This window comes from Telluria sp. PB2R4 (assembly GCF_059685695.1).
Genome location: NZ_JCASIC010000003.1, coordinates 261959 through 274313, shown reverse-complemented (window position 1 = coordinate 274313; position 12355 = coordinate 261959). Strand labels below are relative to the sequence as shown.

Genomic DNA, 12355 nt, shown 5'->3' with positions numbered 1-12355 from the left:
ATGACCAATTTGTTGCCTTTCGCCTTCGCCCGAGACCATGGCGTGCTGGCGCGCGGCGGGGACGAACCGGGCCAGGCCGTCGAGGTGCTGGTGTCCGGCGCCACGGCGCCGAGCGCGATCGCGGAAGTCTCGCGCCGCTTCGGCCGCATCACCCTGCGCCGCCTCGAGCGCGGCGAGCTCGACGACGCCATCGCCAAGGCCTATGCCGGCTCCGGCGGCGACGCCTCGCAGGTCGTCGACGAGTTCGATTCCGACCTCGACCTGACCCGCTTGCTGCAGGACGTGCCCGCCATCGAAGACCTGCTGGAATCCTCCGACGACGCGCCGGTGATCCGCATGATCAACGCGCTGCTCACCCAGTCGCTGCGCGAAGGGGCGTCCGACATCCACATCGAACCGTTCGAGCAGACCTCGGTCGTGCGCTTCCGCGTCGACGGCGCGCTGCGCGACATCGTGCGCCCCAAGAAGGCCATCCACGCGTCCCTGATTTCGCGTATCAAGATCATGTCGCAGCTCGACATCGCCGAGAAGCGCCTGCCGCAAGACGGCCGCATCACGCTGCGCATCGGCGGCAAACCGGTCGACGTGCGCGTCTCGACCCTGCCGACCGGCCACGGCGAGCGCGCGGTGCTGCGTCTGCTCGACAAGGAAGCCGGCCGCCTCGACCTGAGCCACCTGGGCATGGCGCCCGACATGCTGCCGCAGTTCGACCGGCTCATCAACCAGCCGCACGGCATCGTGCTCGTCACCGGCCCTACCGGCTCCGGCAAAACGACCACGCTGTACGCCGCGCTGTCGCGCCTGAACGCGGCCACCACCAACATCATGACGGTGGAAGACCCGATCGAATACGACCTCAACGGCGTCGGCCAGACCCAGGTCAACGCCCGCATCGACATGAGCTTCGCCAAGGCCCTGCGCGCCATCCTGCGCCAGGACCCGGACGTGATCATGATCGGCGAGATCCGCGACCTGGAAACCGCGCAGATCGCGGTGCAGGCCTCGCTTACCGGCCACCTGGTGCTGGCCACCCTGCACACCAACGACGCGGCCTCGGCCGTGACCCGTTTGCTGGACATGGGTATCGAGCCGTTCCTGCTTTCATCGTCTTTGCTGGGTGTGATGGCGCAGCGCCTGGTGCGCAAGCTGTGCGTGCACTGCAAGGTCAGCGACGCAAGGGATGGCAACGTCGGCTGGCACGCGGTGGGCTGCGAGCGCTGCGGCCACACCGGCTACCACGGCCGGGTCGGCGTGTACGAGCTGCTCGAGACCACCGAGCAGATCCGCGCCCAGATCCACAACCAGGCGTCGGAAGCCGACATCCGCGCCGCCGCCCAGAAGTCCGGCATGAAGATGATGCGCGAGGACGGCGAGCGCTGGCTGCTTGATGGCACCACCACGCGCGCCGAGCTGGTGCGCGTGACCAAGGATTAGAGGTCTCACCAGTGCCAGCATTCCGCTACGAAGCCGTCGACGCCGGCGGCGCGACCAAGAAGGGCGTGGTCAACGCCGACAGCCCGCGCGCGGCGCGCGCCGACCTGCGCACCCAGGGCCTGACGCCGCTCTCCGTCGAGCACATCGCGGACCAGCTCGACGCCTCCGGCGCGGCGCGTTCGCGCGGCTTCGGCGAGCGCCTGTCGCAGGTCGAGCTGGCGCTGTTCACGCGCCAGCTGGCCAGCCTGCTCGAAGCCGGGCTGCCGCTCGAGCAGGCCTTCACCGCGCTGCTCGAACAGGCCGAACGGCCCTACGTGCGCGACCTGATCGCCTCGATCCGCTCCGAGGTCATCGGCGGCTCGGCCTTCTCGAGCGCGCTGTCGCGCCACCCGCGCGACTTCGCCGAGATCTACCGCGCCCTGGTGTCCTCGGGCGAGCAGATCGGCCAGCTCGCGCGCGTGCTGTCGCGCCTGGCAGACTACATCGAGCGCCGCAACGCGCTGGTGCAGAAGGTGCGCCTGGCGTTCACCTACCCGGCGATCGTCACCGTGGTCGCCTTTGCCATCGTCATCTTCCTGCTGACCTACGTGGTGCCGCAGATCGTCTCGGTGTTCGCCAACACCAAGCAGAAGCTGCCCTTCCTGACGGTGGCGATGCTGGCGGTGTCCGACTTCGTGCGCGACTACGGCATCTACGTCGGCATCCTGCTGGTCGGCGCGTTCTGGCTGTGGCGGCGCGCGCTGCGCAACCCGGATTTGAAGCGCCGCTGGCACACCTGGCTGCTCACCGCGCCGGTGTACGGCAAGTTCGAGCGCAGCCTGAACACGGCGCGTTTCGCCAGCACGCTGGCGATCACCACCGGTTCCGGCGTACCGATCCTGCGCGCACTCGAGACCAGCCGCGATACCCTGTCGAACGTGGCAATGGCGGAACTGGTCGACCAGGCCACCGGCAGCGTGCGCGAAGGCGTGAGCCTCGCGCGCGCGCTGTCGGCGCAAAAACTGTTCCCGCCGATGCTGGTGCACATGATCCGCGCCGGCGAGATCACCGGCGAACTGCCCAGCATGCTCGAGCGCGCGGCCAATTCGCAGCAGGCCGACCTCGAGCGCCGCACGCTCACCATCGCCGGCCTGCTCGAACCGGTGCTGATCCTGGCCATGGGCCTGGTGGTGCTGCTGATCGTGCTGGCGGTATTGATGCCCATTATCGAAATCAACCAGTTGGTGCAATAAAAAAAACAAGCAAGGACATCAATGAACAAGCGTCTGCCTCTCCTTTTCACCCTGCTCGCGCTGATCCTGCTGGCGGCGTCGATCGCCTACTGGTTCTTGCAGCTGTACAAGCCCGCGCAGCGCCCGCTGGCACCGGCGCCCGCCGTGGCCCAGGTCGAGCCGAACCCGGAGGCGGCCGCCTACCTGTTCGGCGGCCAGCCGACGGCGGTGGCGATTTCCAATTACCAGCTGACCGGCGTCGTCTCGGCCGGCCGCGACAGCGCCGTGATCCTGGTCGCCGACGGTTCGCCGCCGAAAGCAGTGCGGATCGGCCGCGAGATCGTCCCGGGCGTGACGGTGGCCGAAGTGCACCCGCGCTACGTGATGCTGTCCGAAGGCGGGGTGATGAAGCGCGTCGACCTGGCGCCCGACACGGGCACATCGAACCAGATGGGCGGCATGGCCGCACCGCCGGTGGCCGGGCCGCAGCCGGTGGCCGCCGCGCCGGCGCCGGGCGTCGAACCCCAGACCGCACCGGGCGCCGTGGCGGTGCCGCCGACCATGCAGTCGGTACCGCCGCCGGGCGGTGCGCCGGCCGGTATCCCGACCACGCCGGAAAACGCGATCCCGGTGCAGGATGCATCGCCGCCGCCCGACCCGACCATGAGCCCCCAGCAGGGGCAGCCGGAGCAGGGGCAGGCTCCACCGCCGAACCAGGTGCAGATGCCGCCACCGCCCCGGCCGGTAAACAACAACCCGGCCTGGCAGCAGAACGAGACGCAGTAAGACAAACGCCGCTTCGATGCGGCGTCTCCGGCGAAGGCCGGTACCCAATTTTGCCAGGTAAATCCGTATCGCTCGCATCTGGACGGGCACAACATATCCCGGTATAAAGTTGCATCCTGATAAATGCACAATGCCGGAGGTAGCGCTTGAATCGTCCCCCTGTACTTCGTTCCCATGGTCTGGTGTCCCGGATCGCCCTGGCCTGCCTGGCCGCCCTCGGCTGGTCCGCGGCCCAGGCCGCCGATGTCACCGTCACCGCCGACCGCCTGCTGGACGTGCGCACCGGCAGCATGATCCTGAACCCCGAGATCCTGGTGCGTGACGGCCGCATCGTCAGCGTCAAGCCGGCAGCCGCCGCGCCTGGCGCCGCTGCAGTGGGGCAGGGCGGCACCCGCATCGCGCTGCCGGGCATGACGCTGGTCCCCGGCCTGATCGACATGCACGTCCACCTCGATTCGGACCCCACCTACGGCGGCTACAGCTACCTCGAATACAACGACCGGTTCTGGTCGGCGCTCGCCGTCGCCCATGCCGGCAAGACCCTGGACGCCGGCTTCACCACCATCCGTAACGTCGGCGCCTCGGACTGGAACGACGTCGGCCTGGGCCAGGCCATCGCCGCCGGCAAGGTGCGCGGCCCGCGCATTATTCCTGCCGGCTGGTCCTTCGGCGCGACCGGCGGCCACTGCGACAGTACCTACTTCCCGCCCTCGATGGCGCAGAAGAACCCGTACAACGCCGACGGTCCCGAGGAAGTGCGCAAGTCGGTGCGCGCCCTGCGCAAGTACGGCGCCCAGGTGATCAAGGTGTGCGCCACCGGCGGCGTGTTCTCGCGCAATACCGAGCCCGGCCAGCAGCAGATGAACTACGCCGAACTGCGCGCCGCGGTGGAAGAAGCCGGCCAGTGGGGACTGAAGGTGGCGGCCCATGCGCACGGCGCGGCCGGCATCAAGGATGCGATCCGCGCCGGCATCACCACCATCGAGCATGCCAGCCTGATCGACGACGAGGGCATCCAGCTTGCGAAGAAGCATGGCACCTGGCTGTCGATGGACATCTACAACGGCGACTACACGGCGCTCGAGGGCAAGAAGAATGGCGTGCTGGAAGACAACCTGCGCAAGGACCGCGAAGTGACCGAGATCCAGCGCCAGAATTTCAGGAAGGCGCATGCGGCCGGCGTAAAAATGGTCTTCGGCACCGACGCCGGCGTCCACCCGCACGGCGGCAACGCCAGGCAGTTCGCGGTCATGGTCAAGTACGGCATGACGCCGCTGCAGGCGATCCAGGCCGCCACCCTGAACGCGGCCGAGGCGCTGGGCCGGAACGATGTCGGCATCGTCGAGGCAGGCCGCTTCGCCGACATGGTGGCGGTGCAGGGCGACCCGCTGGTCAACGTGCAATTGCTGGAAGCGCCGGCCGTGGTGATCCAGGGCGGCGCGGTGGTCAAGCGCAACTAGCCCGGCAGTACGGACGGCTGATTCGACGATGGATCGGGGCGCTTCGGCGCCCCGATTCTTTTGGCATTAACGTTTCTTTACTTGCCGTCGACACAGAGCTGTCGCAGCATGTTCAGGCAGGCGCATGCCTACCCGGTTTTGCGCCCTTCGCAGCGACGCCGCTACCCGGCGCGTCCACAAAAACATAGTCGAAAATTTCGATGATATAGCTGTAAATAATCCGTTTTTCATTAGCGTCCTGTACACGCATAATGCCTTCATCGCAGCGAGCATAAGAGTGGATGAGAACGGCAAGGCGCGGTTCCTGAAGCATCGACGTGTTCGATGGATTAAAGAAAGGAGCACGACATGTACCTCGTTTCCCTTGGCGCCGGCATCCTGGCCGGCGTGGTCTACGGCTTGATCAATGTCCGCTCGCCGGCGCCACCCGCGATTGCCCTGGTCGGGCTGCTGGGCATGCTGATCGGAGAACAGGTGGTGCCGGTCGCCAAGCGCATGATCGATGGCGCACCAATTACCAAAGCCTGGTTCGCCAGCGAATGCAAGCCCCGCATCACCGGCGTCCCGAGCGCCGGCACCGAAGCCGCCGACGAATCCCGTCCAGGCTGATACGACTTTCGATTGATTCAAGTTGTCCCTGTAGCTATTACCCTTAACCGATACCCTGAAGGAGAACATCATGAGCAACGCCAAACTCGAAGTCCTGACCCCGCAAAACTCGCAGCTGATCATCATCGACCACCAGCCGCAGATGGCCTTCGGCGTGCAGTCGATCGACCGCCAGACCCTGAAGAACAACGTGGTCGGCCTGGCCAAGGCGGCCAAGGCCTTCGATATCCCGACCATCATCACCACCGTCGAGACCGATTCCTTCTCCGGCAAGACCTACCCGGAAATCCTGGACGTGTTCCCGGACCACCCGATCCTCGAGCGCACCTCGATGAACTCGTGGGACGACCAGAAAGTGCGCGACGCACTGGCCAGGAACGGCAAGAAGAAGGTCATCGTCGCCGGCCTGTGGACCGAAGTCTGCAACACCACCTTCGCCCTGTGCGCCATGCTGGAGGGGGAGTACGAGATCTACATGGTGGCCGACGCCTCGGGCGGCACCACCAAGGAAGCGCACGACTTCGCCATGCAGCGCATGGTGCAGGCCGGCGTGGTGCCGGTGACCTGGCAGCAGGTGCTGCTGGAATGGCAGCGCGACTGGGCGCACCGCGACACCTACGAGGCCGTGATGAAGATCGTCACCGAGCACTCGGGCGCCTACGGCATGGGTGTCGACTACGCCTACACCATGGTGCACAAGGCAGCGGCGCGCAACCAGGGCAAGAACGAAGTGCTGGCCCCGGTCCCTGCGCCGGTCCGCTAAACCGAAGCCAACCGGTCCGCCCCACGGCGGGCCGTCATGCCACCCATCAGGAGTCGAATCATGCAAGCACAGTCCACCCGGAGCGCCCCGCTCATCCTCGTCAACGGCAAGTTCGCCACCCTCGACCGCGCGCAGCCGCAGGCCAGCGCGGTCGCCATCCAGGACGGCAAGTTCCTGGCCGTGGGCGACCGCGAGCATGTGATGCGCTTGCGCGAAGCGGGCAGCCAGGTCATCGACCTGAACGGCCGCACCGTGATCCCGGGCCTGAACGACTCGCACCTGCACCTGATCCGCGGTGGCCTCAACTACAACCTCGAGCTGCGCTGGGAAGGCGTACCCTCGCTCGCCGACGCACTGCGCATGCTGAAGGAACAGGCCCTGCGCACCCCGAATCCGCAATGGGTGCGCGTGGTCGGCGGCTGGAACGAATTCCAGTTCGCCGAGAAGCGCATGCCGACGCTGGAAGAAATCAACGCCGCCGCGCCCGACACCCCGGTGTTCATCCTGCACCTGTACGACCGCGCGCTTCTCAACCGCGCCGCGCTGCGCGCCGTCGGCTACACCAAGGACACGCCGAACCCGCCGGGTGGCGAGATCCAGCGCGACGCCAGCGGCAATCCGACCGGCATGCTGATCGCGCGTCCCAACGCGATGATCCTGTACGCCACCCTGGCCAAGGGCCCGAAGCTGCCCTACGACCTGCAGGTGAATTCGACGCGCCAGTTCATGCGCGAGCTGAACCGCCTCGGCATCACCAGCGCGATCGACGCCGGCGGCGGCTTCCAGAACTACCCCGAGGATTATTCGGTCATCGAAGAACTCGACCGCGCCGAACAGCTCACCATCCGCATCGCCTACAACCTGTTCACCCAGAACAAGGGCCAGGAGCTGGAAGACTTCCAGCGCTGGACCGGCATGGTGACGCCGGGGCAGGGCAGCGACTACTACCGCCACAACGGTGCCGGCGAAATGCTGGTGTTCTCGGCGGCCGACTTCGAAGACTTCCTGGAGCCGCGCCCGGAGCTGGCGAACGGCATGGAAGACGAGCTGGAAAAAGTGGTGCGCCACCTGGTGAGCGAGCGCTGGCCGTTCCGCCTGCACGCGACCTATGACGAATCGATCACGCGCATGCTCAATGTCTTCGAGAAGATCGACCGCGAGATTCCGTTCAACGGCCTGTACTGGATGTTCGACCACTGCGAGACCATCAGCCAGGCCAACATCGAGCGCGTGAAAGCGCTGGGCGGCGGCATCGCGATCCAGCACCGCATGGCCTTCCAGGGCGAGTACTTCGTCGAGCGCTACGGCGCGCAAGCCGCGAGCGCCACCCCGCCGGTGAAACAGATGCTGGAGATGGGCGTGCCGGTCGGCGCCGGCACCGACGCCACCCGGGTGGCCAGCTACAACCCGTGGACCGCGCTGTACTGGCTGGTCACCGGACGCACCGTCGGCGGCCTGCCGCTGTACGGCGACAAGGGCCTGCTCGACCGCGCCGTCGCGCTCGAGCTGTGGACCTCGGGCAGTGCCTGGTTCTCCAACGAACAGGGCCGCAAGGGCCGGATCAAGGAAGGCATGCTGGCCGACCTGGTGGCGCTGTCCGATGACTTCTTCACGGTGGACGCGGAAGACATCAAGGCCATCGAATCGGTGCTGACCTTGGTCGGCGGCAAGGTGGTCTACGGCGCCGCCGAGTTCAGCGACCTGGGACCGGCGCCGATCCCGGTGCTGCCGGAATGGTCGCCGGTCTCGAAGGTGCCGGGCCACTGGCGCAAGGCTGCTCCACAACCGCAGCAGTCGCACATGGCTTTGCCGCACCAGTGCAGCGGCCCCTGTGGCGTGCACGCGCACAGCCATGACCGCGCCCGCAAGTCGACGGTTCCCGTATCGGACTTCGGCGGCTTCTGGGGTGCCTTCGGCTGCAGCTGCTTCGCGTTCTGAGGACCTGGAATGACGACTCCACACTTCCAGCGGCTTCAGGGCATCGGCATGGGCTTCCTGGCCGGTTATGTCGACACCCTCGGCTTCGTCGCCCTGTTCGGCCTGTTCACCGCCCACGTCACCGGCAACTTCGTGCTGATCGCGGTGTCGCTGGCCGACCCGGCGCAGACGCCCTCGTTGTTGAAACTGCTGGCCTTTCCGGCTTTCATCCTGGGCGTGGCCGCGAGCCGGCTGCTGGTGGCCCGCTGCGAGCGGCGCGCCACGTCTGCAGTCAAGCCGTCCTATTCTCTTCAACTGGTGCTGCTGCTGGGCTTCATGGCCTGCGGCATGCTGGCCGAGCCGGTCGGCAACAGCGTCGGTGCGCTGGCAATGGCAGCCGGCCTGCTGGGCGCCGCAGCGATGGGCGCACACAGCGCCGCCAGCAAGCTGTTGCTGACGCACCTGGCGCCGACCTCGATGATGACCGGGAACGTCACCCAGCTCGTGATCGACACGGTCGACCGCCTGCGCGGCGCCGCCGACGCGGCAACCAGGGCGCGCTGCGCCAAGTTCTTCTGGCCGGTGCTGGCCTTTGCGCTGGGCTGTGCCGCCGCCGCCTTTGCCTACCGCGCCTTCGGCTTCGTGGCGCTGGTCGTGCCTTGCGCGATCCTTTGCCTGCACCTGGTACTGCCGGAGCCGGCTGCGCCATGAAGAAGAACCGGCTGGAAGCATTCAGCGACGGCGTGATCGCGATCATCATCACCATCATGGTGCTGGAACTGAAGCCCCCGCATGACACGGCCGCAGCCAGCCTGGCCGAGGTGCTGCCCGGCTGGCTGCGCTACGCGCTCAGCTTTGTCTACGTGGGTATCTACTGGGTCAACCACCACGCGCTGCTCGACCGGGTGAAGACGGTCGACGGCGCCGCCCTGTGGGCCAACCTGCACCTGCTGTTCTGGATGTCGCTGATTCCCTACGTGACGGCCTGGGCCGGCGAGAATCCCTTCGCCGCGGTGCCGGGTGCGCTGTACGGCGCAGTGCTGCTGCTGTGCTCGATTTCCTTCCTGCTGCTGTCCTGGCGGCTGGACGTGGAAACCGGCCATGCGGTGTCCTGGGGCAGCCGCAAGAACCGGCTGTCGATCGTGCTGTATGCGCTGGCGATCGGGCTGTCGCTGTGGTATGCGCCGCTCGGGGCGGCGGTGCATGTGGTGCTGGCGCTGCTGTGGCTGATGCCGGAAGGACGCCGGAGCCGGGAACCGGCCTGAGAGCGCCTTGTTTCAACAGAAAGCATCACTACGCTCTATCACGCTTGTCGCGATAGCCGAGCTCGTGTACACAGGAAAATGCGGATATTCGATTTGAATATTTCATTGCGCCGGAATGGTGTGGATAATGTATTGCCGGCATACCGGGTAGTATTCAATTATCGATAATCGAAAAATCCGCATTGCATTATTTGGCAATTGCACGGGCCTGCGGATTGCCAAAATGAGGTTGGGCGGGAAGATTCGAAAAAAGCATGCTGGCTTGCTTGCCAATGCACGCGTGGTAGCTTTACACTTATCCCTGTTGCAAGGTTTGCGGCTTGAATAATGCTTGCCGTTCGCATGTTTCTGCGCTCGGCAAGGCGTCGCAGTGTCTGAGGTTAAATATCGAATTCGAGGGGTCCAGTGTACAAATCCGAATTGCATAGCGTGTTGCTTAAAACACTGGAGAATACCAGGTGGACGCGGTCAACGAAAGACGAGGATAATTTTCGTCAGGTGGTTTGCTCTTCATTATATGAATTCATTTCTCCGAATAACGTGGAGATACCTTCGACCCGATCGGGGCATGGGGACATAAAAGTTTTTGGAAGAAAAATCGAACTGAAGTATGCGAGCAATGAAAAGGTTGAAACGCTCGACGCAGTCCTGGATGATTTCGATCTTCTCCTTGACGACAAGATTGAATTTTCTATCGTTGCGATACGATTGGACGCAAACACGTCTGACAACTATGTGCATAGTGCCATTCGACTTCCCATGCTTGCAAAGACCGGCGCGAATTCGGTATTCGGGAATCATGGTGCTGCTCCGAAGATTTATAAGGGAATTTCGATATTCCTCGCTGCGACTTACCAGCACGCTCCAAAGGCGATAGCGGTCAAGACCGGGAAGGGCAAGAACGCAACCGCATATCTCTCGTTTGAAAATGCTTCGGCAGTCGCTACCTCATCGTTCCTGGAGACACCAAAGGGTACGGTGCATGTGGACGTAATTGGATCCAAAGAGGACGGATTGGTCATTTTCCTCTACAAGAAAGCACATAACGTTAAATTTGAAGATGTACCAAACACGGCATTTGCAATCGAGATACCTTATCAGCCCACGCCTATTCACATGGCATCGGGACGTTTTGTCGATGCGGCTGTCCGGCGGAAGAAATATGCATCCAACTCCGTCCTTGGATTATGTCCAACGGAAAGCGGCGTCCCGTGCTTCAAAATTTGACGAGCGCTTGATCCTGTCATGGATCAGGATCCGGGCAGGGTATCAATATGAGGGCAATTGATTCATCCAAACTTGGGTGAGCAAGTCATCGTGGCGCGGATATGATGAAAATGTTGTCAAACGAAAATCGGGTTTATGGATCCAGAGCTCAAAAAAGCATATGAGTTCGCCGTCAAGGGCGTTGTTGCGAAAATTACCCTCGTCATGGCGGTCCTGTCGACAGTGCGCTTCGTAGTGGACTTGTACGAATTACCGCTGGGGCAGCTTCTGGCGAATATTTTGAAGACGTATCAAGTGGTTTTCCACACTTGTGTTGATGTATTGCTGATCTGGCTTCCCTACAGTCTGCCGGCCTGGGGAAAGGATGTGTTCATCATCTATTTCACGTTCGCCTTCGTTGTCGCCCGCGTCGTGTACAGGCAAGCTGAAATCGACTTTAAGCATCCCTGGATCGTTCTGCACAATTTCCGGAACAGCGCTCGGCGCTACTGGCTTGCTCAAGCGCCAAAACTTGCCAAGGCGGTATTGTTTTGGCCGATGGATGCATGGGAGCTTCTGCGCAAGCCTTTTCTTGTCGTTCCGTCGGGAGGCCATGGCCCTGGTTCCCTCTGTCTTTACCAGGAGCGGCCTGACCGGAAGTTCTCGCACCAATATATGGGAAATGCTCGCTTGATGATGGCGCTTCGCCTACTTGCGATCATTAGTGGAGCCGTAGTGGTCATGCTCTTCAACTATGTGTTCAGCATTTGATGGTTTCATGGCACCTACCAGAGTCCCACCTGTCGAAGCCTTCAATTCGGTGAGAATGGCTGCAAGATAGATGGGGCTTACCCGCGCCGCAAGGCCGTGAACGCCGCAAACTCCCACGACCTGAAGCCCAGCAGCAGCGTATAGCCATCGCGCTCCTGCGTGGGCAGGCGCCGGTCGTTGCGGTGCAGGCGCGCCAGTTCGCCGGCCAGCTGTTCGATCTTCTGGGCCAGTTCCTGCGCACTGGCGCTGGACAAGCGTGCTGGCAGGCACATCAGCGCTTCGCCCGGGCGGTCGAAGCCGCCGGCGAAGTAATCCTCCACCACGTGCTCGCGGAAGAAGCGCTGCACAGGGCCATCCGGCAGCCAGCGGAAGGCGTTCGAGACCCGAAGGCTGTAGCGGTTCAAGGGTTTGAGCTCGATCAGCCCGAGCCGGTCGAGCTGGGTCAGCAAGGTGATGCATTCCGGTTCGGTGAGGCGGTAGGTCTCGGTCACCTGTTCCAGGCTCCAGTACCCGAGGCAGCAGATCGCCATCAGGAGCAGGCGCGGGTTGGCCACCAGCGAGGTCTCCTGCGGCAGGGTCAGGGCGTCGGCCTGTGGGCGGGCGTCTGCGGCGCGGCGCAATACGTCTTCCAGTGCGATGCCGGTCACATGGCAGATCTGGGCCAGGCGCGACAGGGCCATGTCCTTTTGCCCGAACATGCGCTTGACGCTCGATTCGCTCACGCCGATGCGCGTCGCCAGGTCCTTGTAGGTGATGCTGGCGGTGCGCATTTCGGCGCGCAGGACGTCGAGGACCTGTTCGGGTGAGCTCATGGATTTCCTGTGTTCAGTAATGTCGAGTGAATGTACCTGTGAACGCTTGCGCAGGCAAGATCGCCAGGCGGAGGGGGCAGGCACACGGACGTAAAAAAGGCGGGCACGCTTGCGCGGCCCG

13 protein-coding genes are annotated in these 12355 nt (G+C 63.9%); 11 read left to right on the top strand and 2 right to left on the bottom strand.

Annotation, left to right across the window (positions count from 1 at the left end):
* The 4 genes from gspE (at nucleotide 1) to AC56LU_RS07335 (ending at nucleotide 4891) form a co-directional block, all read left to right on the top strand.
* On the top strand, nucleotides 1–1434 hold the full coding sequence (gene gspE, locus AC56LU_RS07350) for a type II secretion system ATPase GspE (RefSeq protein WP_497174934.1): 1434 nt from the start codon (nucleotides 1–3) through the stop codon (nucleotides 1432–1434).
* A gap of 11 nt (nucleotides 1435–1445) precedes the next feature.
* Complete coding sequence (gene gspF, locus AC56LU_RS07345; RefSeq protein WP_497174933.1) at nucleotides 1446–2666, top strand: type II secretion system inner membrane protein GspF; 1221 nt, start codon at nucleotides 1446–1448, stop codon at nucleotides 2664–2666.
* Between the two features lie 21 nt (nucleotides 2667–2687).
* Complete coding sequence (locus AC56LU_RS07340) at nucleotides 2688–3431, top strand: hypothetical protein (RefSeq protein WP_497174932.1); 744 nt, start codon at nucleotides 2688–2690, stop codon at nucleotides 3429–3431.
* Between the two features lie 182 nt (nucleotides 3432–3613).
* Nucleotides 3614–4891, top strand: a complete 1278-nt coding sequence (locus AC56LU_RS07335) for a Xaa-Pro dipeptidase (protein ID WP_497174931.1) — start codon at nucleotides 3614–3616, stop codon at nucleotides 4889–4891.
* Nucleotides 4892–5003: 112 nt separating this feature from the next.
* Here the strand turns inward: AC56LU_RS07335 and AC56LU_RS07330 are convergent, their stop codons facing one another.
* Nucleotides 5004–5204: a hypothetical protein gene (locus tag AC56LU_RS07330; RefSeq protein WP_497174930.1), complete on the bottom strand. Its 201-nt coding sequence runs from the start codon at nucleotides 5202–5204 to the stop codon at nucleotides 5004–5006.
* Nucleotides 5205–5239: 35 nt separating this feature from the next.
* Here AC56LU_RS07330 and AC56LU_RS07325 point away from each other — a divergent pair, with 35 nt between their 5' ends.
* The 7 genes from AC56LU_RS07325 to AC56LU_RS07295 all read left to right on the top strand — a co-directional run bounded on the left by AC56LU_RS07325 (nucleotide 5240) and on the right by AC56LU_RS07295 (nucleotide 11422).
* Complete coding sequence (locus AC56LU_RS07325) at nucleotides 5240–5500, top strand: XapX domain-containing protein (RefSeq protein WP_497174929.1); 261 nt, start codon at nucleotides 5240–5242, stop codon at nucleotides 5498–5500.
* A gap of 70 nt (nucleotides 5501–5570) precedes the next feature.
* On the top strand, nucleotides 5571–6263 hold the full coding sequence (locus AC56LU_RS07320; RefSeq protein ID WP_497174928.1) for a hydrolase: 693 nt from the start codon (nucleotides 5571–5573) through the stop codon (nucleotides 6261–6263).
* A gap of 60 nt (nucleotides 6264–6323) precedes the next feature.
* Nucleotides 6324–8201, top strand: coding sequence for an amidohydrolase (locus tag AC56LU_RS07315; RefSeq protein ID WP_497174927.1), 1878 nt, complete (start codon nucleotides 6324–6326; stop codon nucleotides 8199–8201).
* Nucleotides 8202–8210: 9 nt separating this feature from the next.
* Nucleotides 8211–8891, top strand: coding sequence for a YoaK family protein (locus AC56LU_RS07310; RefSeq protein ID WP_497174926.1), 681 nt, complete (start codon nucleotides 8211–8213; stop codon nucleotides 8889–8891).
* On the top strand, nucleotides 8888–9445 hold the full coding sequence (locus AC56LU_RS07305; RefSeq protein ID WP_497174925.1) for a TMEM175 family protein: 558 nt from the start codon (nucleotides 8888–8890) through the stop codon (nucleotides 9443–9445). Before AC56LU_RS07310 ends, AC56LU_RS07305 begins: the two co-directional genes overlap by 4 nt.
* Nucleotides 9446–9850: 405 nt before the next feature.
* The gene (locus AC56LU_RS07300) at nucleotides 9851–10672 is read left to right on the top strand and encodes a hypothetical protein (protein WP_497174924.1); all 822 of its coding nucleotides are present in this window, start codon (nucleotides 9851–9853) and stop codon (nucleotides 10670–10672) included.
* A gap of 135 nt (nucleotides 10673–10807) precedes the next feature.
* Nucleotides 10808–11422: a hypothetical protein gene (locus tag AC56LU_RS07295; protein ID WP_497174923.1), complete on the top strand. Its 615-nt coding sequence runs from the start codon at nucleotides 10808–10810 to the stop codon at nucleotides 11420–11422.
* Nucleotides 11423–11499: 77 nt separating this feature from the next.
* Here the strand turns inward: AC56LU_RS07295 and AC56LU_RS07290 are convergent, their stop codons facing one another.
* Complete coding sequence (locus AC56LU_RS07290; protein ID WP_497174922.1) at nucleotides 11500–12234, bottom strand: helix-turn-helix domain-containing protein; 735 nt, start codon at nucleotides 12232–12234, stop codon at nucleotides 11500–11502.
* Nucleotides 12235–12355: the final 121 nt, after the last annotated feature.